Below are 24,644 nucleotides of genomic sequence, written 5' to 3' on the forward strand. Positions count from 1 at the left end.
GATATGGAGTACACGAAACTTGGCAAAACAGGAGCAACCGTCAGCCGCGTCGGCTATGGCGGGGCGGCGGCCGGACTGAAAAATTATTTGCATGCCTTTGACCCGGAAAATGCCGAAGACCGGGGCCGCATCATCGCTTCCATCGAAGAGTCGCTTGCTTCGGGCATCAATTATTACGATACAGCGCCTGCCTATGGTGATGGTCAAAGCGAAGCGATACTGGGCGAGGCCCTTGAAGGAGTCAAGGCGAGCGGCTCTTATCCGCTGTTTCTCTCTACCAAGATCGCCTACCGCCAGCGCGGGGAGCTGCGCGCCTCGCTTGAGGCAAGCTTGAAGCGGCTTCGCCGGGACCGGATTGATTTGCTGCAAATCCACGGCGACTCCTTCAAGCCGGAGCAGACCGACGATATCCTCAGCAGCGGCGGCATGGCAGAGCAAATGCTTCGGTTAAAGGAAGAAGGGCTTGTCGGCCATATCGGCTTCACAAGCGAAGATAATAATGACGCGGTGTACCGTCTGATCCGCAGCGGCGCTTTTGATACGGTACAGCTCTGCTACAATTTTATTTTCCAGCATCCCTATGAGCCTAGCCGACCCTTCGGCAGCCTGCTGGAAGCGGAGAAGGCCGGGATGGGCATTCTGACGATGCGCACCCCGACATCGGGCACCTTCCAGCGCTGGATTCAAATGGTGAACCCCGGCAATACCTTCGACTATACGCCAGCGCTGATCCAGTTCGTGCTGTCCAACCCTTATGTGGACGTGGCCCTCATGGGCATGCGCGATGCGGAGATTGTGCGCAGCAATGTGAACATCTGCAATGATTTCGAAGGGCGGATCAGCCTCGATGAGCTGCACAGCCGCTACGTATAGGCTGCGTTAAAAAGTTGAACGGGACGTTGGATATACAGGCTACTAAGGTTACTAAGGAAAGGAAATGACCCATGACGGATAATACCTTCTGGTACCAGAAGCAGCTGCGCATTCTGCAGACCGTGCTTCGCGAGCCCGATATCGTCGATTATGACGCCCAATCGGTGGTGGCGTATTTGGAGAGCATTCACTCCAACTGCATTATTATTAACGGCGGCGGGATTGTCGACTTCTTCCGGCATAATCTGGTCACCGCCAATCCCAATCCCTTTATGCAAGGCGAAGATATTCTGAAGGACCTCACGGATGCCTGTCATGCAAAAGGCATCAAAGTGGTTGTCCGGGTTGATTTTCGCGGCGTGGACAAAAGGATTTATGAGCTGCGTCCCGACTGGTTCAGCGTCAATGCGCAGGGGGAGCCGCTTATCCGCGACAATCCGCTGCATTCGGCTATTTTTCAACCCTGCTATCAGAGCAAATACCGCAATGAGCATGCCTATGCCTTTATAGATTACCTGTTTCAGAATTACGATATCGACGGGGTATGGGAAAATTCCTATAACCAGTGGGGCATCTGTTACTGCAAAAGCTGCTCGGACCGCTACCGCAGCGAAATCGGCAAAGAGCTGCCGCGCGGCGGCGATTTCTTCGATCCCCATTACGACGAGTACCGCGTCTGGAAAGCGGCCTGCGTCGAGGAGCATTTGCGCGACTGCCGCGCCGTTGTGAAGAAATACGGAGAGGACAAAGCTTTCGCAGCGGAGATATTCGGCCTGTATCATGACCAGTTCAAGGGCAGCAGCCATGATCTGTACGCCATCAGGGAGCATTTTGATTTCCTGGTCACGCCGTTGTTCACTGCCGATCATGAACCGCTTAACGGGCCATCCACGCTGATCAAATTTCTGAAGAGCCTGTCGCCGGACAAAACGCCGGTCATGCTGTTCGGCCACCTGGGCACCAACAACAATTTGCGCTACATTTCTTCTCCGAAGCAGGAGACGAGGCTGTGGATGTGGGAAGCCATCAGCGCCGGCGGTTCGTTCTGGAATGTAATCTTCAACGGAGCGCATCCCGGATCGACCTATGACCGCCGCAACGCCATGCTTTCCGCGGATATTTATGACTATATGGAACGCCATGAGGATGTTCTGACCATTCAGAATACAGACCCTGAAGTAACGGTTCTCTATTCAAGAGCATCCAATGCGGCGCTGGGTAACCATGACCGTTCCAAGGACGCTTATATGACGCATCTGATCGGGCTGGAGCAGGTGCTTACCGACCGCCGGATTCAATACCGGCTGCTGACGGATGACCGGCTGAACCTGGAGACGCTGGCTCAAACCCGCGTGCTGATTCTCGCCAATGCGGCTTGTCTGTCCGATAGGGAGACAGAGACGATCCGCAGCTATGTGAAGGCCGGGGGTAAGCTGATTTCGACCGACCGCACCTCACTGCTCCGCGAAGATGGATCGGAACGCCATGATTACGCGCTTGGCGATGTGTTTGGCTGCTCGTTCACGGGGATTGTCAAGGATAATTCGACGTTCGGCTACCAGAAGATAAGAGAGCGTCATCCCCTGACCCAAGGGTTCGAGGATACGGAGCTGCTGGCAAGCTGGGGACCGCAGCGTCTGGTCCGCAGAACGGCGGATACCGCAGAGTCCATCGTAACCTATGTGCCGCAAATTTTCCCTCAGCCGCCTGAGCGCTCCTGGCTGAGAAGCTACGATACCGAATATCCGACGCTTCTATTGAACCGTTATGGACTTGGCGAATCGGTCTTCTTCCCGTATGGTGTGGACCGGAATATCTGGCTGCACGGCCATGCCGACTTTGCCGGGCTGTTGGCGGGCAGCGTAGATTATTTGCTTGGCAGCCAGTATAAAGTAAGCACGACTGCGCCATCCAGCATTCATTTCAGCCTGAATAGCAGCGGTTCAGACGGGGATGCCTACATTTTGCATGCGGTGAACACAACATCGCTGCCAAGGCGCCCCATTCTGGAGACGATTCCCGTAACGGATATAGAAGTCTCATTGACGCTTGCGGGCTCACGGGTTCAGGAATTCCGCAGTCTGCACGAGGATGCGCCGGTTCAGCTTATCTCCTCCGATACCCGGGATGACGGCAGCCTCTTGCTGCGAATCGCAATTCTAAAAATCTATGAGTATACCGGACTTTATATCAAAATTGGCGAGGCGTGAATTCATCCTATCCCGTCAAAGCGACGGGGAAATTGAACATGATCTGCGAGGTTTTTTCCCGCATCAGAGGCCTTGGCTTGCTGCATGGCGTCATGAGAAGCCTGAAGAGAAGCCGCAAGGTGCCGATCACGATTCCGCAAATCTGATCCATGCCACAATATTTACAAGGAGGGGATCAATATGTCTAAAGTCAGCCAGCTGGCGGCACTGCTGTCCACGATGAAGGTCGTGGATCTGTCCCACACGCTGGAGGAAAATATGCCGGTCGTTCAGTCTCATTCCCGTTATTACCACACGCTTCTGGATTCTTTCGAAACGGGAAGCATCGCCCTGGCCTATCAGCTGATGATGAGCGAGCATTGCGGGACGCATATGGATGCGACTGCGCATTTTATCCAGGAAGGGCACTCCGCCCACCTGTATATGGATGAAACGCCGGTCGCCAAGTTTTACGGCCGCGCGCTGACGCTGGATTTCTCCCATTACACAGCCAAGGATGAAGTAACAGCAGAGGAAATTGAGCGGTGGGAGCGGGATAATCAGCCGATTCTAGCGGGCGATATTGTATTCTTCCGCTTCGGCTGGGACCGTTATTGGGTTCCCCGGACCAAAAGTCTTGATTTCAGCGTTGCCTGGCCGGGTATTAATAAAGAAGCGGCCGAGCTTCTGGTGGCGCGGGACATTAAAGTTGTCGGCTGTGACGCTATTGCCATCGATGGCAGCAGCGCCGATAAATCGCCTGCCCATTATGTGCTGCTGGGCAATGGGGTGAACATTATCGAAAATCTGACCCGGCTGGATCAGATTCTTGGTGAATCCTATGTTATGGTAGCGCCGCTTAAAGTAAAGCAAGGTTCTGGCGCGCCGATGCGCGCGCTTGCTTTTGTATAGAAAATACAGATAGTCGAGAGGACGATGACCGATGAACCGGAGTTTTGGAATGGGTCTTGGAGGCCACTCGTTTATTGAAGCGCTTGGAAGCGATCCGCTTGCTTCCTTCGAGGAGCAGTGCGCTATCGTCGCTGCTTGTCTGGATAACGGCATCACGGTTATCGATACGACCTATTATCAGGAGCGCGTGGCGCTGGGCAGAGTTCTGGAGCAGCTGGGCCGGCGGGATGAGGCGCATATTATGGCCTGGAATTTCTTCAAGCCCGCAGTTGAATCAGATGAGCTTCCGGGGCCGACGCCTTATGAGGCGGAGCATATCGATATTATGCTGGAGGAGCTTGGAACCAACCGGATCGACACGCTTGTGATTCATGTACACAACGATAGAAGCAGGTTCGGGCAAGAACTGAAGCTGGCGCAGGAATGGCTGTCCGCGGGCAAGATCAAGCGCGTAGCTCTGGGCATGGCTCGTGCGGAGGATTTGAAGGGGCTGCCTGACAAGCATCCCGTATCCTGTGTGCTTGCGCCTTATAACGCGTTTAATCTGGGCGCGGAGGAAGTCTTCAAGCTGGCCAGGACTGCGGGTATGGAGGTGCTTGCCTTATCTCCCTTCATACGCGGCTGGAAACTGGAGGAGATCGGGGAGAAAGAGAATGCTCCAGGCATTCTGCTGCGCTGGGTTGCGCAAAGCCCGCTTGTCGATAAAGTGATCGTTTCCATGCGCAAACAGGAATACGTGAAGGGTAACCTGCAAATATTGAAGCAGGGCCAGTTGAGCATCAGTGAGCAGGAGAGGCTTGTGGGCTGGGTGAACCGTTTCAAATGAAACCCCGGGCCCATCAGACCGGTGTTCAAAGATAAACATGAGAAGCGGGAATCAGGCGCAGTGCCGGATTTCCGCTTCTTTAATTGAATGCATAACTCTTCCGCAAAGGACGGCGGAGCCGTTTCTTCTTGACATGCTTACCAGGGGCCGCGAGACGGCATGAAACTGCGGGGAGCGGACGCCTTATTTAGGATTGACAGGGAGGCGCTTACATGAGAAAATGTACGCGTGTACACTGCGTGGGTTTTCCATCTGACAAGACACAATGAAATGAGGTTTAATCGCGGATTAAACCCAAGCAGAATTGGGAGGAAAGGCTTATTCGCAGAAGAGAGGTCGCAAGGCTTGCGGGAGTGTCGGAAGCAACCGTTTCGCGGGTGCTTAATGGGGTCGGACCGGTTAAGGAGGATACGAGGGAGCGCGTGCTGGCTGCGGCCAGGCAGCTGAATTATGTTCCCAGTGCGCTGGCGCAGCGGTTTGCACGCAGCAAAAGCGGCAATCTGGGCGTCATTCTGCCGCTGCTGCCCAAGGTCAATCTGTTCTCGACCTATTATTTCTCGGAAATTCTGAGCGGGATCGGCGTAACGGCCAAGGAACGCGGCTACGATCTGCTGCTCTTGTTCCGAAAACCGGATGAGCCCAGGGATTACGCGAATTTGTTCCGCACCCAGAAGGTGGACGGCTGTATTATTCTTGGCGCACAGGATGTACCGGGCGAGCGTACGGCATTAGCAGAGCTGCAGGAGGGGAATTATCCTTTTTGTCTGGTGAATCAGCGGTTCGACGGCGAAGACTATAATACGATTGACGCCGACCAGCGCATGGGCAGCCATGAGGCTGCGAGAACTCTCATCGGACAGGGCTGCAGACGAATCCTGTTCCTGAACGGCCCGGATGTGTACTCCAACAGCGTGGATCGTCTGGACGGCTACAAGCAGGCGCTGGAAGAAGCCGGATTGCCCTTCGATCCCGCGATGGTGCTGACCGGCAATTACAGCCGGACAAGCGGCTATCAGCATGCGGAGGCCGTTGCCGCCATGATTGGCGCAGGTCTCGCGGATGCGGTTATCGCCGCCAATGACCGGATGGCGATTGGTCTGCTGCAAGGCTTGAAGGAGCGCGGAATGCGCGCCGGCGCGGATGCCGCCATTATCGGCTGCGATGACTCCGAAGGCGCAAGATTGACGGATCCGCCGCTGTCCTCCATTATGGTCCCTTTTTATCAGATCGGGTGCGAGGCTGCTTCCCAACTGCTGGGTATTATTACGGCGGATAGCAATGATCAGGACCGGCAGGAGGCTGTTCATGTCAAACTGCCCGTACGGCTCGTGGTACGGGCATCATCCAGGACTCCGACATAAACGTGTTTGATTCTTAATCCGGAACCCGTCACTTTCTATCTGCGGCGGAACCCGGACTTAGATATCCAATTGAATGAGGAGGGCACAATGTATGAGTAATATTCGTGTCGGTATGATTGGTTATAAATTTATGGGCAAAGCCCACAGCAACGCCTACCGGGCGCTGCCGATGTTCTTCCCGAATGTGCCGAAGCCGGAGATGAAGGCGATCTGCGGCCGCGATCCGGAAGGGCTGGAGCAGGCACGAGCCCAGTTCGGCTGGGAATCGTCCGAGACCGATTGGCGCGATCTGATCGCCCGCGACGATATTGATCTGATCGATATCAACGCCCCAAGCGACGCCCATAAGGAGATCGCGCTTGCTGCAGCGGCCGCGGGCAAGCATATCTTCTGCGAAAAGCCGTTGGCGCTTAACCTGGCTGATTCTGTGGAAATGCTGGAAGCAGCGGAGAAAGCGGGAATCAAGCATCTGGTTGGCTTCAACTATCGGTTTGCGCCTGCGGTTCAGCTTGCGAAGAAGCTGATCGCGGAAGGGCGGATCGGCAAGATTTATCATTTCCGCGGCATGTTTCTGCAGGATTTTATCGTGGACCCGGACTTTCCTCTTGTCTGGCGTCTGCAGAAGGAAATTGCCGGCTCCGGCTCGCTTGGCGATCTTGGCGCGCATGTGATCGATATGGCCCGCTTCCTGGTAGGTGAATTTCAGGAAGTGATCGGCATGAACGAAACTTTCATTAAAGAGCGTCCGCTTCCATCCGCCATGACCGGTCTCAGCGCCAAAGGCGACAAGGATGCTCCGCGCGGTCCTGTTACCGTTGATGATGCCACACTGTTCCTGTCACGATTCGATAACGGGGCGCTTGGCAGCATTGAAGCGACGCGTTTTGCTCCCGGACACCGCTGCACGAACTCCTTTGAAATCAACGGCAGCAAGGGTAGCATCAAGTTCGATTTCGAGCGGGTCAACGAGCTTCAGGTTTATTTCACGGATGATGCCGCAGATGTTCAGGGCTTCCGGCGTGTACTGGCAACCGATCCGGCGCATGCGTACATCGAAGCCTGGTGGCCGCCGGGCCACACGATCGGATACGAGCATACCTTCACGCATGAGCTGCATGAGTTCATGCTGGCTCTGTCGGAAGACCGTCAGCCGGTTCCGAATTTCCATGACGGGGTAGCGTGCCAGGCAGTACTGGAGGCCGTAGACAAATCAATTGAGGAACGCCGCTGGGTCGCGATTTCCGAGCTGCGCTAGAAAACGAGTCAGATGAAGAAAGGTGTGTTGAAATGAGAAAGGCATTGATCGTATGGGGTGGATGGGATGGCCATCAGCCAAAGGAAGTCGCGGCTATTTTCGCCGATTTGCTGCGCAAGGAGAACTTCGAGGTAACCGTGTCCGATACGCTTGACGCCTATAAGGATGCCGATCTAATGGCGCAGCTGGATCTGATTGTTCCCGTGTGGACCATGGGGACGATTGAGAAGGAGCAGCTGCGTCCGCTGCTGGATACCGTTCAAGCCGGCTGCGGGATTGCCGGCTGTCATGGCGGGATGTCGGATTCCTTCCGCAATGAGGTGGAATACCAGTACATGGTCGGCGGCCAATGGGTGGCTCACCCGGGCAATGACGGGGTGCTGTATGAGGTGAATATGGTGGATGCCAAGGATCCGCTTACGCAGGGTATCGGCGATTTTGAAGTTTCTTCGGAGAAATATTATATGCATATCGACCCTGCAGTCCGGGTTCATGCGACAACCTCTTTCGGCGATGTCAAGATGCCGGTTGTCTGGAGCAAGACCTGGGGAGAGGGCCGCGTATTCCATAACACATTGGGACATCAGGCCAATATTGTGGAAATCCCGCAGGTGCTTGAGCTCATGCGCCGCGGCTTCTTATGGGCTGCGCGCGGTTAGTTAATGTCTAACGGGGTCAGCCGTTTCTTCATTTATACTTGCGGCGTTCTGCACGGAGCAGGCCGCCGCGGCTTCACGGCATGTATTCATTGTCATAACCTTAGGAGGGTTCCCTATTATGAAGCGGGTTAAAGTCGGTATTGTCGGCTGCGGTAATATCAGCAAAATTTATTTCACCAATTTGCAAAAATATCCAGAGCTCGAGCTTGTCGCTGCGGCTGATCTGGATCTATCCCGTGCCGAACAGCGCGCGCAGGAATTTAATCTGGATAAAGCCTATACCGTCGATCAGCTGATGGCCGATCCGGAGATTGAAATTGTCGTGAATCTGACGATTCCCAAAGCGCATGCATCGGTATGTCTTCAGGCATTGGAGTCCGGCAAGCATGTTTACGTAGAGAAGCCGCTGGCTGTAACCCGCGAAGAAGGGCAGCAGGTGCTCAAGCTGGCGAAGGAGAAGGGGCTGCGCGTTGCAAGCGCGCCTGAAACGTTTCTGGGCGGGGGCATTCAAACCTGCCGCAAGCTGATCGACGACGGCGCAATCGGAACGCCGATCGCGGTTAGCGGGTTTATGATTGGCGGCGGACATGAGAGCTGGCATCCGGATCCGGAGTTTTATTATGAGGTTGGCGGCGGTCCGATGTTTGATATGGGACCGTATTATTTGACCGCTTTTGTCAATTTGCTGGGGCCGATCAGACGCGTAACGGGCTCTGCCGTTATCTCTTATCCGGAGCGCACCATCACAAGCGAGAAGAAACGCGGCCAGAAGATCAAGGTTGAGACGCCGACGCATATCGCGGGTGTGCTGGATTTTGAAAGCGGCGCGGTCGGAACGCTGATTACCAGCTTTGACGCCAAGGGAGGAACATCGCTGCCGAACATTGAGATACACGGCAGCGCAGGGACCTTGCTGGTGCCGGACCCGAACGGTTTCGGCGGCAAAGTGAAGCTGAGAAAAGCGGGCGGAGAATGGGAAGAGATTGCGCTGACTCACGGCTACACCGACAACAACAGGGGAATCGGCGTTGCCGATATGGCCCGGGCCATCAATGAAGGCGGACCGCATCGTGCGAACGGGGAGCTTGCCTATCATGTGCTTGAGGCTATGCATGGGTTCCATGATGCTTCGCGTGACGGCAAGCACTACAACATGGAGAGCACCTGCGAGCGTCCTCAGCCGATGCCGGCGCTTGAAACCCAATCCAAATAAGCAAACAATCAATCAGCTTGCCTTTCCGGCAAGCTGGTTTTTTTGTATGAATCAGGAGCATAGGATATGGAAAAAGAATTGGCGCTATGGCGGTTCGTTATGTATATCCGGGCGCGCCAAAGAATCATAGCCGGCGCGGCCCGTCATGAAGAAGGAGAGGAATCAATTCTGTTTTACTGGCGGCAGAAAACACCGGATATGGAACTGGATTCGATCCTTAACTCGGACTTGGAGGAGCATTTTCTGCGGAACGCAGATGGTTATATAAGGTTTGCACCATTCGGTTCTGATCGGGAGAAGGGCTGTTCTTCCAGATCATTTCGAACAGGACGCCAAGACCTGGAAGCGCCTTTTCATCGGTGCCGATGGACCCTTCGATGACTTCTGTCAATTCTTCACCTGTTTTGTCATGAACGCGCTGGACGATGGCCTGACGCAAATCAAGTATGTTCAAGGGGATCCCTCCATTATCGATTTCGGGTTTAATATATCCCGCAGCGTCTGGTTTCATCCCGCCTCCCTCGTATCGGATATAGAGGAAAGCTGTGGTATAATAAGAAAAGTGTGTTCACCTGAATACAAGGAGTGTGCGGACTTTTGGCAAAGAAGCAATTTGCTGTCATTGGAATGGGACGTTTCGGTTCAAGTGTCGCCAGCGCTTTGTCCAATCTGGGTTTTGAAGTGCTGGCCATCGATTCGGATGAACAAAAAACGCAGGATGTCGCGAGTATAGTGACTCATGCCGTTTCGGCGGATACGACGGATGAGGACGCGCTTCGGGCGCTCGGCATCCGCAACTTTGACGTGGTTGTCGTCGCGATTGGAGCGGATATCCAAGCGAGCATTTTGACCACCCTGATCTTGAAGGATCTGGGCGTGCCCAAGCTGATCGTCAAGGCGCAAAATGAGCTGCACGGCAAGGTACTCAGCAAAATTGGCGCAGACAAGGTTATTTTTCCGGAACGGGATATGGGCCTTCGGGTTGCACATCATCTGATTTCGCCCAATATTCTGGATTTTATCGAGCTGTCGGATGACTACAGCATTGTCGAGATGAAGGCGCCTGCCCAAGCGGTTGGGAAGAACCTGAAGCAGCTGGATATCCGGGCTAAATATAAATGCAATGTGCTGGCGATAAAAACCGATAATCACATGAATATATCTCCTTATGCGGACGATATTATAAAGGACAACGATATTCTGGTTATCGTCGGTAAAAATCAGGATTTGACAGATCTTGAAATCGTATATGCGGAAGGCTGAACCAACCTGTGAATAAACCAATATCCCATATTACTTCCATACAAAATGATACCGTGAAGGCGATGGCCGCCTTGCTGGACAAGAAGCATCGTGACCGCAGCGATGCTTTTCTGGTTGAGGGTGTTCATCTTGTCCAGGAGTCGCTGCTTGCCGGCGCTGACGTCCTGAAGGTTGTCTATGATGCTGCACGCGGCATCCCGGCCGAGCTTCGGGAGCTGCTGGAACAAAGCAGCTGCGAGCTGATTGCCGCTTCTTCCGCAGTTATGTCCAAATGCACGGGAACCGACAGCCCGCCGCCGGTATTCGGCATCGTTGCCAAGCTTAAGCCCGACTTGTCCGCTTTATACCGGGAGCATTCGCTGGTTGTGGTGCTTGACGGCGTCCGCGATCCCGGCAATGTCGGGACCATTATCCGCAGTGCGGATGCAGTGGGAGCGGATGCGGTGCTGATAGGCGATGGCAGTGTGGATTTATACAATCCCAAGACCGTCCGTTCCACGATGGGCTCGCTGTTTCATTTGCCTATTATTGAAGGAAGCCTGTCGGACTATCTGCAGGAGGCGGCAAGCAGAGGAATTCAGCTGGTTGGCACCAGTCTGCAGGCGGAGAAGAGCTGCTACAACCATAACTGGACGGTGCCGACGTGGCTGCTGCTGGGCAGCGAGTCGCACGGTTTGTCGCCGCTTGCGCTTGAATCGGTCAGCACCAGCGTTATTATTCCCATGCGCGGGCAGTCTGAGTCGCTGAACGTGGCTATGGCAGCCACGGTGCTGCTTTATGAGGCGCTGAGACAGCGGGAATTTTAAACAAATGATAATTCCTGTCCGCTGTGAGTTATAAGGTAAGGTTAAGACTAATTATAAGATAGTTTGCGACTGTTTATAATATCAAAATGAGACAGCTGGGTGCAGCAAATCCTTGTATTACTAGGGTTTGCTGCCATTTGGTTTATGTTAAGTCTTTATCTAGACGAAAGAAGGAGCCTTTAGGGACTCCTTCTTTTTTATTATTGAACATTTCCGGCGAAGTTGTTGGATATGAAACAAAACTGCGTTGATTAGCGATTGAATTAGCTTGTCAATTCTATATAATAATCAACATAAGTTAAATAAACAACGTTAGTTGAATTAATAATATCACGGGGGGAATCATTGTGGAAAACATTTGGACAGCCGAAAAAATGCCGAACCAACAAGGGATGAGAGTGGTGATTACCGGCGCGAGCAGCGGTATCGGTTATGAAACCGCGCGGGCTTTTGCATCGAAAGGCGCCGAGGTGGTATTTGCCATTCGAAATTTAGAAAAAGGAGAGGAGGTCGCCAGACAACTTAAAAAGGAGTATCCGAACGCATCTCTGAAATTGATGAAGCTGGACCTTAGCGATCTTTCCAGCGTCCGCCGATTTGCCCAAGAGTATAAGCAATCTTATGATTCCCTTAATCTTCTCATCAATAATGCCGGCGTCATGACCCCGCCTTTTCAAAAAACCAAGGATGGTTTCGAGCTCCAGTTCGGAAGTAATCATCTCGGTCATTTCGCGCTTACTGGACTTATGTTGCCGATGATGAGTAATGTCCCTTCTTCTCGCGTCGTCACTCTAAGCAGTACCGCTATACGAGGAGCCAAAATTAATTTCGATAATCTCGATGGCAGCAATGGCTACAACAGAGTGAAATTTTATGGTCAAAGCAAGCTAGCCAATTTATTATTTGCCCAAGAGTTGAATGTACGATTGAGGGCAAGCGGCTCGAATACCATCAGTCTGGGCAGCCACCCGGGAAGAGCGAACACCAATCTGTTCTCGCTTGGATCCGAAAAAACAGGACCCCTTATGAAAATTGTAAAGGCACTCTTAGCCCTGCAATCCGCGGAGATGGGTGCTTTACCGACCTTGTATGCGGCAACTTATCCGTACTCAAGGGAGGCGAATACATCGGTCCGGACGGAAAAGGCGGAAACAAAGGGTATCCGAAGGTGGACACGTCCGTTCTGAAATTATATGATCCGCAAATTACCAAACAGTTGTGGGATGTGTCGGAGTCCCTTACCGGTATTTCGTATTTATCTTAAAGAGAGTATAACCGGCAAATACGGCAAGTCTTCTCCTTAGGCTTATCTCACAGACAAACAAAGAACCCTTCGAAGGGTTCTTTCAGAGTGTCGAGAAACCCAGCGTTAAAAATAATGGGTTTCTCGACACTCTGGCTCAGCCAAAGGCTGATTTTTTTAATTTTTTTCGGCGGTGGGTTTCATTTCGCCTGTAGCCACACCAAAAAGCGGTTCGTGCGCGCCATTGGATACGTATATTTTCTTGGTTCGTTCCTTGCCGAGAGTTTCAAGTTCCTGTATAACCATTTCGAAATCTATTGATTAACACTCCCCTTATTTTGAAGGATTTCATCAAGTTTATCATAATCACATACCGGACAGCTATGTGTTATCACTGGACGACCTGCAACCGTGGTCCCCGTCTCCCCAGCTTGCTGCGCCTCAAAATAACAGGAGGTCAATTCACAGACGAAGAGCGACTGTAAAGACGCCAAAGCCATCGTGGATCTCGTCGGGAACATGAAGTACGCCGAACCGAAGCTGCCTACACAAGCCTACGCCGATCTGCGTATCCTCATGAATCTGCATGAAGCTATCCGTCAACCTGACGCAAGTGAAAGGGCGGATTGGCAATGGGCTCGACCTGTTCTTCCCGGAATATGGCTATAGACCGTCGAGGATTAGGGCGGTTACGTTTAGCGAAGCAGCGGCGGGCGACATAATAACCCTGACTTGAATGCGAAATTTAATGATAGACAAATTGAGCAGATTGAAATAGAAAGATTCCTGAAGGATATATTTTAATTTTTCCGAGTTATTTAAGATAACAGAGTATTCACCGGGAGCTATTCTCTTCTGATATACTGAGGCTGAGGGGGATACTAAATGTCACTTTTAAATCGAATTCGTCAATACCGGGTATATCGGAGACTGGTTCTTTCTTACTTGATCGCGATCGTCATGTCTATCGTCGTGGTCAGCACCACCTTGTATTTCCTGTTTTCGGCCAAAACCATTAAAGAAATCGATCATTCGTCAAGACAAATGCTGTCCCAGGTGAGTTATACGGCGAACGTGGTGTACAAGCAAATCGAAGATGTTTCGAGTCAACTGTTGGTCGAAAACGATGTGGGCGGTTTTTTTTATGAGGACGATATTAACAAAATAACCAATCAAAAAGCCTACATCGTCATTTCCAAACTTCCGAGTGTCTATAATTTCATTGCCGATATTGGTCTATATAATTTCACGAATGGAGAATATATCGATACTCTCGGATTGCCGCGCGATCCGCAGGTAACTGCGCAGGTTACAGATGAGCAGTACATCGGATTCTATCCTCGCATGGCGTTAAAGAATGAGAAGAACAAGCTGCGATTGCTGTCATTCCGCATTGTGCCGCAGTGGAAGGCCGACGTCACACCGAAGTATGCGCTGGTGCTGGATTTGGACGAATCCTATATTCAAAATACAATCAGCAGTATCAACGCTTCGACCAAAAAAGGCGATACGTTCGTAATGGATGCCTCCGGGCAGGTGTTGTCCCATTCCGATCCGGATAATTTTATGGACGATTTCTCCAAGACGAATTACGTTCGTCGCATACTGGACGGATCGCAGAACCAGGGAAGCTTCGTACAGACGATAGATCATCAAAAAAATCTGGTAACCTATGTAAGATCGTCCACTCTTGATTGGTATTTTGTGAGCGTGCGGCCTTATAACATCTTGTTGTCGGATATTTATGAACTGCGCAATTGGACCTGGATCATCTCATTGTTTCTGATCGTTCTGGGCGCAGCTTCCGCGCTGTTTTTAACAGGAAATATATACAATCCGATTCGTGTCCTGGTCGATCGGGTGATTGAATCCCAGGGAGCGGAAGCCGGCAAGGGCAGCCTGCTCAAAAATGATGAGTACAAGCTACTCTCGAATGCTTTTATGAATGCGGAGATACTGGAATCCAAAATGAATCGTTCCAGGCAGGCATTGAAGAACAGCTCCATTCTGTCTCTGCTCAAAGGTATCGATAAAGCGACCGTAGAACAGATTGAGCGGGACTGGGGCGAACGTCTCAAGGGACCATTTTTCCTGGTCATTTTGTTTAAAGTGGATAACCTGCCATCGTTTAAAGAGATGTATTCTGCCTTCGACAGGGAGCTGATCCATTTCGCCATCAGCAATATAGCCCAGGAGCTGCTCATTAAAAACGATATGAACGATGTTGCCGTTTTGGAGGATGAAATCGTTATCATTCTGCAATCCGGCAAAAAGGATTTGAACGATTCCCTTTATCTTGCGCTGGCGGAAATTCAAGATGTAGTCCAAAGGTATTACAAGTTGACGGTTTCGGCCAGCATTGGAGACTGGTGCGATTCCTTCATCGAATTGCGCAACTCTTACCGCTCTGCGCAAGTATACAGTGGATACCGTCTGTTTTTCGGTTATAACAGCATCCTATCGGCTGAACGGACGATTCAGGATCGCATAGCCGACTCGCGTTACCCGGCACTTTATGAAAGGAAATTAATCGATGCGGTTAAAATGTGCAACGTCAAGGCCATTCAGACAGAAATCGACGATTGGATCGTTCAGATGTCCCAATGCACGAATACTCAGGCCATGCTGTTTACGAACTTTTTATTGCTCGCGGTGATCCGGGAGTTTGAGCATATCTCGGAATGGTGGGATATTGACACCAACAATTTATACATTTATATTCACCGGATTCAACAAGTGGAGATATTGGATCAGATGAAGGCGACCCTGACGGAATGCTGCGATAAAATCGTAACGGTCATTCAGGAAAAGAAAAAGCAGGTGTCGGGCTTGAAAAACACGAGGGTGATCGAGGAGGTCAAGCAGCTTATCGAGAACAAATACGTGGATCCCGGACTCTCTTTGGACTATGCGGCCAGTCAGGTCGGACTATCTCCAGGGTATTTGGGAAAATTGTTCAAAAGCCATGTCCAATCGACATTCAACGATTATGTGACGATGATCCGGATCGAGCAGGCCAAGCACCTGCTCCTCACCACGAACTATACCGTTGCGGAGACTGGCGCACAATCCGGTTTCCCGGGAACTGCCTACTTCTCTACCGTATTTAAGAAGCATACCGGCATGGCGCCCTCCCAGTACAGGGAAAACCATAAAGCATAAGCCAGCTGCCGGTTGTCGGCCTTCCCCAAACAAGACGATGAAAGAGCCTGTTCGCTCTCTTCATCGTCTTTTTGTTTGGAGCGATCCGATTTGAAATGAAGACATAGCCGTTATCGCATCAAAAACCGAAAGCGATAAATGCGTTCCGCCGCATCCCTGATTTGGAGCAATCTTATTTGAAATGAAGACATAGCTGATTTTCTCATCAAATACCGCAAGATTGAAATTTACAACGGCCAGAGGGCGACTTATGCTGGGAACAAAAGGAGTGCATGCTTATGAGGGACAAAACATCCATTCAGACTGGGGCGTCAACCTATCCGCTTGGGGGGGCAGTCAAGAGAAAGACAGGTTTCCTGCACGAACTGTCCAGGAATCGATTTTCCTATTTATTGGTTTTGCCGGCTGCCTTGTATGTATTTATTTTTTCCTATGCTACTTATCCTTATCTGGTAATCGCTTTCCAGCGGTTTAATTATCAGACGGGAATCCTGCACAGTGAATGGGTCGGGTTTCAAAACTTCGCATTCTTCTTCAAGTCGAGCGATGCCTGGCTGGTAATGTCGAATACGATCAAGTTGAATTTGCTGTTCCTTGTATTCGGCACCTTCTTCGCGGTAGCGGTGGCTGTATTGTTCAACGAGATCCGTCAGAAGATATTTATCAAACTGGCGCAATCCACTATGATTTTTCCCAGCTTTCTTTCCTGGATTATCGTCAGCTATTTAATGTACATGCTGTTCGCTACCGATTTTGGCATGGTCAATCGAGTGCTGGCCTACGTCGGCTTGCAGACGGTCAACTGGAATTCCAAGCCGGATGTCTGGCCATGGCTGCTGACAGGCATGAAAATCTGGAAGGATGCAGGGATGGGCTCGATTATCTATTTGGCTGCGATTACGGGCATCGATCAATCTCTATATGAATCGTCCGATATTGACGGCGCATCTCGCTGGCGCAAAATCAGAAGCATTACACTTCCGCTGCTTGCGCCTACTATTGCCATATTGACCTTGTTGAATTTGGGTAAAATTTTCTATGGGGATTTCGGGATGATCTATGCCATTATCGGCGACAATGGCGTATTGTACCCGACCACGGATGTTATCGATACGTATGTGTTTCGCGCGCTCCGGCAAATCGGCGATCCTTCCAATGCGGCAGCCATCGGCTTGTTTCAATCCGTTGTCGGTTTTGTACTGGTCTTTACCATCAACTGGATCACGCGAAAATTTTATAAGGAAGGGGCGCTGTATTAATGAGCCGACGCCGTTTTTCCATCGCTTCCATGTTCATCTATCTGTTTCTCGCTTTGTTTTCCCTGTTTTGCCTGTTCCCGATGCTGCTTACGGTCATCGTTTCCTTCTCCAGCGAGGACAGTATCACACAGCACGGATACAGCTTGTTTCCGGATAAATTCTCGCTGGAGGCCTACAGGCTCGTATTCGCTCAAGGGAATGTATTATTCAAAGCTTATTTCGTCTCCATCTCCGTAACAGTCGCAGGTACTCTGCTGGCTGTGATTATGACCGGCATGGCTGCCTATACGCTGGCCAATAAAAATGTTAAATACCGAAACGGCCTGGCTCTTTATTTTTTTATCACGATGCTGTTCAGCGCCGGCCTTGTTCCCTGGTATTTGATGTGCAGCAAGCTTGGATTAATCGATAATATATGGGCACTGATCATACCGATGCTGATGTTCAGTCCGTTCAACATGTTTCTGGTACGCAATTTCATGGACAGTCTGCCCGGTGAGCTGCGAGAGTCCGCTTACGTGGACGGGGCCAACGATTTACGAATCGCATTTCAGATTTATCTGCCGTTATGCGTGCCTGTGCTGGCCACCATTTGTTTGTTCTATGCGCTTGGTTACTGGAACGACTGGTTCAACGCAATCATGCTTGTATCAAATAAAGATCTGTACCCCGTCCAGTACCTGCTGCTGCAGATAAAATCCAATATAGACGCACTGAATATGATTCCGAGCGGTGTACAGATGACCACGATTCCCGCCGAGTCGACCAAAATGGCAACTGTGGTGCTGACCATCGGGCCTATCGTGCTGCTTTATCCTTTCCTGCAGCGATATTTTGTCAAAGGTTTGATTATCGGTTCCGTGAAAGGCTGATATATCCCCCTTATTTGGGGTTTATATAAATTCAATTCATGAGGAGAGGGTCAGATTGAAAAAGAGTGCATTTTTGATGTTGTCACTGGTTTTGGTGCTCATGGTACTTGGGGGCTGTTCCAGCAAGAGCGGGAACAATGCTTCGAATGTCCCGGAGAAAGATGCTGCGAACGGGAATAGCGGCGATGCCTCCCAAGGCGATCCGGTCACGATCAAATACGTCATTCCGGGTATTGCGCCGGACAGCTGGCCGGAAGTGAAGGATGCAGTTAACAAAAAACTGCTGGCCGACGGCCTGAACGTGCAGATTGACGAGCAGTATATCGATTGGTCCGTATGGGATCAGAAATTGAACCTGATGCTGTCGACAGGCGCCGATTTCGATATGTTCCAGGTCATGAACGATGTCGTTTCGCTGTCCAATTACATTGCGAGGGGAGCGGTTAAGGACATTTCCGCGGAATTGGACCAATACGGTCCAGATATCAAAAAGGTGATTCCCGAGGATATCTTCAATGCGGTGACCAAGGACGGCAAAATTTACGGAATTCCCGCCAACTGGATGGAACCGGCCGTTGTGAACAATTTTACTTCCAATGATTATCTGCTGAAAAAATACGGAATCAACAGCAAGCCTGGCACGCCGCAGGAGATGCTGGACATCATGGAGCAGCTGTACAATGCGGCGCCTGCACCCAAACCGCAGTTTCCGTTCACGCTCAGCTATATATCCGCAAACGGCGAGGATTTTCTGCACCGCGCATTCGATTCATATCCATTCGATGTCCGCGACGGGATTGCGATGATTGCCAAGGATGGACAAATCAAAAGCTGGGTGGACAGCGAAGAATTCAAACAGGAAAGCGCGTTCTTCCGGCAAGCCTACCAGAAAAAGCTGATTAGCCCGGACGTGCTGACATTGAAACAGGATCAAGTGCAAAAAGCGGTTGGAGAAGTGAACTGGTCCTTCATCCTGGGGACGGTTGCCGATACGCAGGCGGATCTTGATAAAAATATGCCCGGGGCAAAGCTGGGCGACTTCACGCTGCAGGAGTTCAATCCCGAGAAAGGACATTACCGCTTCACCAACGCCAAAAATCTCAACGTCGTAGCGGCTAACAGCAAGCATCCGGAGGCCGTTGTGCAATTTATGAACTGGCTGTACGGCAGTCAGGACAACTACGACTTGTTTATGTACGGTATCGAAGGAAAGACCTATAAGAAGGTCGGGGACCGGGGGATGGAAGCCATACTCGATCCGAAGACTCAAAATTCGCTTATACCGAATGCAGATTGGATGATCGGAAATCTGAATTACATTCGTGTCGGCGATATTGTAAATGCTACCCGCAAGCTGTATGAGACAGACCCGGATGCCAAGAACTTTATTTCATCGGGCTTCTTTTTCGACGCGACTCCGGTCAAGACAGAACTCGGAAACGTGAAGGCCGTGCTTACTTCCGATGTGGCACCGATCTACGCCGGAGTGGTGGACTATGACAGCCATATTCAACAAGCCCAGCAGAAATTACAAGCCGCGGGTATCGATAAAGTCATAGCAGAATATCAGAAACAATTGAATACTTATCTGGAAAGCGCCAAATAAGCGGCAATCCGGATATGTCAGACAGCAGCTCACGAAAGAACGACAGAAGGTTGCAGTGAGCAGGAAAAGCCGCGTAGCTGACGAAGGGAGACCCTTTTTTTCGATTCGGAAGATGAGGAATGGTCTCCCTTTTCCACGCGGAAAGGCGCTTGCCGGGGAATTGCGGTGCGTGGCGGAAAATGAGGTGTTGCTGCTGCGCGGACGGAAGGGAATGAGACAAGTGGAAGCTTATTGGAACAAGGAGCTGGCGGTAGAAGAGCGGACCGAGGATCTGCTCGGACGGATGACCTTGAAGGAGAAAGTGGGACAGGTCAACCAGCATATGTACGGCTGGGACGCTTATCGCCGGACGACCTCGGGCATCGAGCTGACGGGGGCATTCAAGCATGAGGTCGCCTTCGGGGACGGCTTGGGGGCATTGTACGGCCTGTTTCGGGCCGACCCCTGGTCGGCGGTTACTTACGAGAACGGCATTACGGCGGCGGAGAGCGCGGAAGCGGCCAACACCGTGCAGCGGTATGTTCGCGAGCACACGCGCCTTGGCATTCCCGTACTGTTGTCGGAGGAGTGCCCGCATGGTCATCAGGCGCTTGATGGCACGCTTATTCCGACGAACATCGGAATCGGCTCCACCTGGAATCCGGAGCTGATGGAGCGGGTATACGGACATGTCGCCGCCGAAATCCGTGCACGCGGGGCGCATATCGGGCTGATTTCCACGCTCGACGTGCTCCGCGAGCCCAGATGGGGACGCTCGGAGGAATGCTATGGCGAGGACCCTTATCTCGCTGCGAGAATGACGGAATCCGCGGTGCGCGGCCTGCAGGGAAAAACGCTGGAGGAGCTGAAGCGGCCGGACAAGATCGCGGCGCTGCTTAAGCATTTCTGCGCCCAGGGCGCGGCACAGGGAGGACGCAACTCCGGCCCGGCGGCAATCGGGGAGCGGGAGCTTCGCGAGATCCATCTGCCGGGGATGCTGGCAGGCGTGCGTGCGGGCGCGCAGGGCTGCATGGCGGCCTACAATGAAATCGACGGCATCCCCTGCCATGCGAACAAACGGCTGCTGACCGGCATTCTCCGGGAGGAGTGGGGGTTTCAAGGCGTGGTCATGGCGGACGGACAAGCGGTTGACCGCCTGCTCCGGATGGCCGGCGATTACGAATCGGCAGCGGCGCTGGCGCTGTCGGCCGGCGTCGATCTGAGTCTGTGGGATACCTCCTTCACAACCCTGGAGGCGGCGGTGAAGGCCGGCAAGACTGATGAAGCTGTGCTCGACCGGGCAGTTCGCCGCATCCTGCGGCTCAAGTTCGAGCTGGGCCTGTTCGACAATCCGTACACGGATGAGGCCGCAGCTTCGGCAGCGGTCGGCAGCGAGACGTTCCGGGTGGACAATCTGCAGGCGGCGCGCGAATCCATTGTTCTGCTGAAAAACGAGGAGAGCCTGCTTCCGCTCGGCCGGCGCATTCGCAAAATCGCGGTCATCGGACCAAACGCAGACAATATCTATAATCAGCTTGGAGATTATACGTCGACCCAGCCGACGGGCAAAGGGGTTACGGTGCTTGAGGGCATCCGCATAGCCGCCCCTGCGGGTACGGAAATCGTTCATGCCGCGGGAAGCGGCATCCGCAGCGGCTCCCCGGAAGAACGGCGGGAAGCGATGGAAGCCGCTGAAGGAGCGGACGTCGTCGTGCTCGTCATCGGGGGGAGCAGCGCCCGGAACTTCGATATCCGTTTCGATACGAACGGAGCGGCCATTACGGACGGTAGTGTCCCGGGCGAGATGGACTGCGGCGAAGGCGTCGACCTGGCGGACCTGCGGATCGGCGAGCCGCAGCGGGAGCTTGCGAAAGCTATTGCGGCGGCAGGCAAGCCGGTCGTCGGCGTGGTGATTCAGGGCCGGCCGCATGCGCTGACGGATATCGAGCCTCTCTGCGGAGCGCTTCTGTGCGCCTGGTACCCCGGTCAGGAAGGAGGCCAGGCGGTCGGGGAAATTTTGTTCGGACAAATTAATCCGAGCGGCAGGCTTCCAGTCTCGCTGCCGAGGTCTTCCGGGCAGCTTCCGGTCTATTACAATTACAAGGACGGCGGCGGCAGACCGGGCTATGCCGACATGACCGGGGATCCGCTGTATCCTTTCGGACACGGACTCAGCTACACTTCTTTTGCTTATGACGGACTGCAGCTGCAGCCGGCCACGGTTACCGCGGAGGAGCTCGAGCGGGGCGGCCGTGTCGCCGTTAGGGTAAATGTCCGGAATACCGGCGGTTTGGCGGGCGAGGAGGTCGTGCAGCTGTATATCAAGGATATGGAAGCAAGCGTGACGCGGCCGGTGACCGAGCTGAAAGGCTTCCGCAAGATCAGGCTGGAGGCGGGCGAAACGCGGACGGTTGTCCTTGAGCTTGGACGGGACGAGCTGGCGATTTGGGATGCCGGTTTGGCTTTCGCCGTGGAGCCGGGCAGGGTGCGAATTACAGTCGGCGGCAGCCAGACCGGAGACTGTACAGCCGAGTTGACGATAGCGCAGGATCAATGAAAACGGATGACCAGGGGAATTGCAGAAGAATACAGGAAGGAGTGGAATATATTGACGGTTTCAATGATTCAACCAGGAGAGTGGCGGTTTAAAGCTGTGAACGATGCCGATTGGCGTAACGCGAAGGTGCCGGGCAGCGTGCATACCGATTTGCTGCGTTCCGGGGAAATCGAAGCTCCCTTCTATCGACAAGCTGGACTGGGAATACCAAAGCCTATTCGATATCCCGAAGGAACTGCTGGCTGAATCCCGGTTGGAAATCGTGTTTGAAGGTTTGGATACGTATGCGGACGTTTACTTGAACGAAATTCTGATCCTCTCCGCGGATAATATGTTCCGTTCCTGGCGGATGGATATCCGGCGTATGGCGCGTGAGAGAGACAACCGGCTGCTCGTCCGCTTTCGGTCGCCGATTCACGAAGGATTGGCAAAGCTGGAAGCCTGGGGATATGGACTTCCCGCGAATAATGACGATTCCGGGATGGGGGAGATCGGTGATCGCAAGGTGAGCGTGTTTAGCCGCAAAGCGCCCTATCACTATGGGTGGGATTGGGGCCCGCGTTTCGTCGCCAGCGGCATTTGGAAACCGGTTTACGTACAAGCCTGGAGCGGTTGCGCGATCCGCGATTTCTATATCCGGCAAGACGAAATCACGGCACCGCTCGCGAAAGTGACGGCCGTCGTGGAGGCGGAAGCGGATACAGATTGGGAAGGCAGCCTGAAGCTGACGCTGGCCGATACAGGGCTTGAATGGGAAACACCCGTCCGTCTTCAAGCGGGAATGGGCAGGATCGAGCTGGCAGTGGACATTCCGAATCCGCGGCTTTGGTGGTGCCGGGGGCTTGGGGAGCAGGCATTATATACATTTCAGGCCGTGCTCGTACGCGACGGGGAAGCGGCCGATCTGCGGGAAACGAGAACGGGGCTGCGCAGGGTGAAGCTGGTACGGGAGCCGGACGCCCACGGCACGAGCTTCCGTTTCGAGTTGAACGGCGTTCCCGTGTTCGCCAAAGGCGCGAATCATATTCCAAATGACAGCTTTCAGTCGGAGGTGACGTACGAACGGTATCGTCACGAAATTTCAAGCGCGGCCGAAAGCAACTTCAACATGCTGCGGGTATGGGGCGGCGGCTTTTACGAAAATAATGAATTTTATGACTTGTGCGACGAATATGGCCTTCTCGTCTGGCAGGATTTCATGTTCGCCTGCAGCATGTACCCGGGAGACGATGCTTTTCTGGAAAGCATCGATCGCGAGGCCGAAGATAATATCCGCAGGCTTCGCAACCATCCTTGCATTGCGCTCTGGTGCGGCAACAACGAAATTGATACGGCTTGGTCCCAATATTCGGAAGAGGGCGGCTGGGGCTGGAAGCAGCGCTATTCCACGGGGCAGCGCGGGCGGATGTGGAAGGATTACGAAGCGATTTTCCATCGTGTTCTGCCCGATGCCGTAGCCCGTCTCGCACCGGGCACGGATTATTGGCCGTCCTCGCCGATGCAGGCGCCCACAGCCTATGCCGACCAGCATGCATCGGAATCCTCGGGGCGCGGTGACAATCACTATTGGGCTGTGTGGCATGCGGCCGAGCCGTTCGAGAAATACGAGGACAACGTTGGACGGTTCATGAGCGAATACGGCTTCCAATCGTTTCCCGAATATCGGACGGTCCAAGCTTACGCAAGCGACGAAGAAATGGAGCTTGAGTCCGAGGTGATGCTGCTTCACCAGAAGCACAAGAGCGGCAACCAGCTGATCCGCCAATATTCCGGGATGTACGTCAAGGAGCCGAAGGATTTCGTCTCTTTCCTGTACATGAGCCAGATTCTGCAAGCGCAAGCGATGAAGACGGCCGTCGAAGCGCACCGGAGAAGCAAGGGCCTCTGCATGGGCACGCTGTACTGGCAGATGAACGATTGCTGGCCAGTCGCATCATGGGCAGGCATGGACTACTTTGGCCGGTGGAAGGCGATGCAATACCAGATCCGCAAAAGCTTTTTTATTTGGTGTCTGATTCCCTCACGCCGGTAACGGGCCGACTCACTGTCCGGCTGCTGGATTTCGGAGGTAAAAAGCTCAAGGAACAGACGTTGCCCGTTCTTGCGGCGGATCCGAATCGTGCGCAGCTGTTATGGACAATAGCCGCAGAGGAATGGCTGCAAGGCGCCGACACGGACCGGACTGTGCTGGCAGGCGAGCTGACCGGAGAAGACGGGAGGCTGCTCGACCGCTCGGAGCACTATTTCGTGCCAGTCCGCAGGCTTCGTCTTGATGTGCCGGATATCCGCGCAACGGAAACGGAAGGGACGGGCGATCTGACCCTCACGGCTTCGAGTCTCGCCAAGAGCGTCGTCCTCGAGGCGGAGAAGGAAGGCATCTTTAGCGATAATTTCTTCGATTTATTACCCGGAATCCCGGTCAGCGTCAGCTTCCGGAGAAGAGACGATGGCCCCCGCCCCTTCATCTCTGATTCGCCCGGGCGACTGTCCATCCGCTCGTTGGCTGATTTCGCCGCGACGCCTGGAGGCGCGACGTAAAGCGACGCCGAGACATTCGCGAGATTGTCAATAAGCAGTGGATGCCAGGCAAGGGAATCGGAATACTGTGT

18 protein-coding genes and 2 pseudogenes are annotated in these 24,644 nt (G+C 52.9%); 17 read left to right on the plus strand and 3 right to left on the minus strand.

Annotated elements, in window-relative coordinates; all coding sequences use genetic code 11:
• Positions 1-3 precede the first annotated feature (3 nt).
• The 8 genes from AC0YNV_RS12760 (at position 4) to AC0YNV_RS12795 (ending at position 9,288) form a co-directional block, all read left to right on the plus strand.
• A complete protein-coding gene (locus tag AC0YNV_RS12760) occupies positions 4-873 on the plus strand; it encodes an aldo/keto reductase (RefSeq protein ID WP_475768452.1) in 870 nt (289 codons plus the stop codon).
• A gap of 71 nt (positions 874-944) precedes the next feature.
• Positions 945-3,083 (plus strand): hypothetical protein, encoded by a 2,139-nt coding sequence (locus AC0YNV_RS12765; RefSeq protein WP_475768453.1) that lies wholly within the window; start codon positions 945-947, stop codon positions 3,081-3,083.
• Positions 3,084-3,263: 180 nt separating this feature from the next.
• Positions 3,264-3,974, plus strand: a complete 711-nt coding sequence (locus AC0YNV_RS12770) for a cyclase family protein (protein ID WP_475768454.1) — start codon at positions 3,264-3,266, stop codon at positions 3,972-3,974.
• A 31-nt stretch (positions 3,975-4,005) separates the two neighbouring features.
• Positions 4,006-4,800: an aldo/keto reductase gene (locus tag AC0YNV_RS12775; protein WP_475768455.1), complete on the plus strand. Its 795-nt coding sequence runs from the start codon at positions 4,006-4,008 to the stop codon at positions 4,798-4,800.
• Positions 4,801-5,087: 287 nt separating this feature from the next.
• The gene (locus tag AC0YNV_RS12780) at positions 5,088-6,161 is read left to right on the plus strand and encodes a LacI family DNA-binding transcriptional regulator (protein WP_475768916.1); all 1,074 of its coding nucleotides are present in this window, start codon (positions 5,088-5,090) and stop codon (positions 6,159-6,161) included.
• 91 nt (positions 6,162-6,252) lie between these two features.
• Positions 6,253-7,416 carry a Gfo/Idh/MocA family protein gene (locus tag AC0YNV_RS12785; RefSeq protein ID WP_475768456.1) on the plus strand — a complete coding sequence of 388 codons (1,164 nt, stop codon included), beginning with the start codon at positions 6,253-6,255 and terminating at the stop codon, positions 7,414-7,416.
• A gap of 32 nt (positions 7,417-7,448) precedes the next feature.
• Positions 7,449-8,075 (plus strand): ThuA domain-containing protein, encoded by a 627-nt coding sequence (locus AC0YNV_RS12790; RefSeq protein WP_475768457.1) that lies wholly within the window; start codon positions 7,449-7,451, stop codon positions 8,073-8,075.
• 118 nt (positions 8,076-8,193) lie between these two features.
• Positions 8,194-9,288, plus strand: a complete 1,095-nt coding sequence (locus tag AC0YNV_RS12795) for a Gfo/Idh/MocA family protein (RefSeq protein ID WP_210038142.1) — start codon at positions 8,194-8,196, stop codon at positions 9,286-9,288.
• Between the two features lie 217 nt (positions 9,289-9,505).
• On the opposite strand, the gene AC0YNV_RS12800 is transcribed toward AC0YNV_RS12795, so the two are convergent.
• Complete coding sequence (locus tag AC0YNV_RS12800; protein WP_379113916.1) at positions 9,506-9,799, minus strand: small acid-soluble spore protein SspI; 294 nt, start codon at positions 9,797-9,799, stop codon at positions 9,506-9,508.
• Between the two features lie 86 nt (positions 9,800-9,885).
• On the opposite strand from AC0YNV_RS12800, the gene AC0YNV_RS12805 reads away from it, so the two are divergent.
• The 3 genes from AC0YNV_RS12805 (at position 9,886) to AC0YNV_RS12815 (ending at position 12,544) form a co-directional block, all read left to right on the plus strand.
• Positions 9,886-10,551 (plus strand): potassium channel family protein, encoded by a 666-nt coding sequence (locus tag AC0YNV_RS12805; RefSeq protein WP_210038143.1) that lies wholly within the window; start codon positions 9,886-9,888, stop codon positions 10,549-10,551.
• A gap of 8 nt (positions 10,552-10,559) precedes the next feature.
• A complete protein-coding gene (locus tag AC0YNV_RS12810; RefSeq protein WP_475768458.1) occupies positions 10,560-11,357 on the plus strand; it encodes a TrmH family RNA methyltransferase in 798 nt (265 codons plus the stop codon).
• Positions 11,358-11,704: 347 nt separating this feature from the next.
• On the plus strand, positions 11,705-12,544 hold the full coding sequence (locus AC0YNV_RS12815; protein ID WP_475768459.1) for an oxidoreductase: 840 nt from the start codon (positions 11,705-11,707) through the stop codon (positions 12,542-12,544).
• A gap of 239 nt (positions 12,545-12,783) precedes the next feature.
• Here AC0YNV_RS12815 and AC0YNV_RS12820 read toward each other — a convergent pair.
• Positions 12,784-12,918 (minus strand): annotated as a pseudogene (locus AC0YNV_RS12820) (DNA alkylation repair protein); the annotation flags it as partial.
• Positions 12,919-13,062: 144 nt separating this feature from the next.
• The gene (locus tag AC0YNV_RS12825; protein WP_475768460.1) at positions 13,063-13,188 is read right to left on the minus strand and encodes a hypothetical protein; all 126 of its coding nucleotides are present in this window, start codon (positions 13,186-13,188) and stop codon (positions 13,063-13,065) included.
• A 297-nt stretch (positions 13,189-13,485) separates the two neighbouring features.
• Here AC0YNV_RS12825 and AC0YNV_RS12830 point away from each other — a divergent pair, with 297 nt between their 5' ends.
• From AC0YNV_RS12830 to AC0YNV_RS12855, 6 genes and pseudogenes are all read left to right on the plus strand, one after another.
• Positions 13,486-15,762 (plus strand): helix-turn-helix domain-containing protein, encoded by a 2,277-nt coding sequence (locus tag AC0YNV_RS12830; protein ID WP_475768461.1) that lies wholly within the window; start codon positions 13,486-13,488, stop codon positions 15,760-15,762.
• Between the two features lie 278 nt (positions 15,763-16,040).
• Positions 16,041-17,021, plus strand: a complete 981-nt coding sequence (locus AC0YNV_RS12835) for an ABC transporter permease (RefSeq protein WP_475768462.1) — start codon at positions 16,041-16,043, stop codon at positions 17,019-17,021.
• Entirely contained in the window at positions 17,021-17,893 is an 873-nt protein-coding gene (locus AC0YNV_RS12840) for a carbohydrate ABC transporter permease (protein ID WP_475768463.1), read from the plus strand. The genes AC0YNV_RS12835 and AC0YNV_RS12840 overlap by 1 nt, the downstream gene beginning before the upstream one ends.
• Before the next feature lie 55 nt (positions 17,894-17,948).
• A complete protein-coding gene (locus tag AC0YNV_RS12845; protein WP_475768464.1) occupies positions 17,949-19,499 on the plus strand; it encodes an ABC transporter substrate-binding protein in 1,551 nt (516 codons plus the stop codon).
• Positions 19,500-19,710: 211 nt separating this feature from the next.
• The gene (locus AC0YNV_RS12850; protein WP_475768917.1) at positions 19,711-22,035 is read left to right on the plus strand and encodes a glycoside hydrolase family 3 N-terminal domain-containing protein; all 2,325 of its coding nucleotides are present in this window, start codon (positions 19,711-19,713) and stop codon (positions 22,033-22,035) included.
• A 63-nt stretch (positions 22,036-22,098) separates the two neighbouring features.
• Positions 22,099-24,573: pseudogene (locus AC0YNV_RS12855) on the plus strand (glycoside hydrolase family 2 protein).
• Positions 24,574-24,644: the final 71 nt, after the last annotated feature.

The organism is Paenibacillus sp. JT31N11 (assembly GCF_056269285.1).

Bases quoted from the DNA above. Each gene is read 5' to 3' on its own strand.
- AC0YNV_RS12765 (WP_475768453.1), top strand. From the start codon at position 945: ATGACGGATAATACCTTCTGGTACCAGAAGCAGCTGCGCATTCTGCAG.
- AC0YNV_RS12800 (WP_379113916.1), bottom strand. From the start codon at position 9,799: ATGAAACCAGACGCTGCGGGATATATTAAACCCGAAATCGATAATGGA.
- AC0YNV_RS12785 (WP_475768456.1), top strand. From the start codon at position 6,253: ATGAGTAATATTCGTGTCGGTATGATTGGTTATAAATTTATGGGCAAA.
- AC0YNV_RS12830 (WP_475768461.1), top strand. From the start codon at position 13,486: ATGTCACTTTTAAATCGAATTCGTCAATACCGGGTATATCGGAGACTG.
- AC0YNV_RS12840 (WP_475768463.1), top strand. From the start codon at position 17,021: ATGAGCCGACGCCGTTTTTCCATCGCTTCCATGTTCATCTATCTGTTT.
- AC0YNV_RS12775 (WP_475768455.1), top strand. From the start codon at position 4,006: ATGAACCGGAGTTTTGGAATGGGTCTTGGAGGCCACTCGTTTATTGAA.
- AC0YNV_RS12825 (WP_475768460.1), bottom strand. From the start codon at position 13,188: ATGCAGATTCATGAGGATACGCAGATCGGCGTAGGCTTGTGTAGGCAG.
- AC0YNV_RS12795 (WP_210038142.1), top strand. From the start codon at position 8,194: ATGAAGCGGGTTAAAGTCGGTATTGTCGGCTGCGGTAATATCAGCAAA.
- AC0YNV_RS12835 (WP_475768462.1), top strand. From the start codon at position 16,041: ATGAGGGACAAAACATCCATTCAGACTGGGGCGTCAACCTATCCGCTT.
- AC0YNV_RS12760 (WP_475768452.1), top strand. From the start codon at position 4: ATGGAGTACACGAAACTTGGCAAAACAGGAGCAACCGTCAGCCGCGTC.
- AC0YNV_RS12770 (WP_475768454.1), top strand. From the start codon at position 3,264: ATGTCTAAAGTCAGCCAGCTGGCGGCACTGCTGTCCACGATGAAGGTC.
- AC0YNV_RS12790 (WP_475768457.1), top strand. From the start codon at position 7,449: ATGAGAAAGGCATTGATCGTATGGGGTGGATGGGATGGCCATCAGCCA.
- AC0YNV_RS12850 (WP_475768917.1), top strand. From the start codon at position 19,711: ATGAGACAAGTGGAAGCTTATTGGAACAAGGAGCTGGCGGTAGAAGAG.